The organism is Salmonella sp. SAL4457 (genome assembly GCF_046548235.1).
GTDB lineage: Bacteria > Pseudomonadota > Gammaproteobacteria > Enterobacterales > Enterobacteriaceae > Salmonella > Salmonella enterica.
On the sequence record NZ_JBGDZO010000103.1, the window covers coordinates 1 to 389 of the forward strand.

1 protein-coding gene is annotated in these 389 nt (G+C 60.7%); it reads left to right on the forward strand.

Annotated features, from left to right (window positions below):
* A partial coding sequence (locus ACLJNW_RS23430) for a PilZ domain-containing protein (RefSeq protein WP_410961114.1) occupies positions 1-281 on the forward strand: 281 nt, incomplete at its 5' end.
* Positions 282-389 lie beyond the last annotated feature (108 nt).

Consider the following 389-nt stretch of genomic DNA (forward strand, 5'->3'; position numbering starts at 1 on the left):
TCCCGAGGGACTCGATGGATAATCAACGACAATACCCACGAACCCCGCTCAAGTGCCGAATCCGTATCAGTCACCCGTTATTTGGCGAGCTGATGGCGCAGACACGCGACCTCTCCGACACCGGGGTCTATGTCAAACACCCGGATCTGACCCAGCTCCCAACAGGCAGTGTCGTTACTGGCCAGGTACAGGATCTGCCGATCGACGCGCCGATCCTGCAGATGGAAGTCGTGCGAGTCGATGCGGAAGGCGTCGGCCTGCGCTTTCTCAGCGAAGCCTGAACGGTGATGTTCCACGTGGAACCCCAGGCATGAGCCACTGATCACAGAGTGGGCGAAACCGCTGCCGGTTATCGGCTAGAATGCGCGCCGCTCGGCATGGTGCCGGGC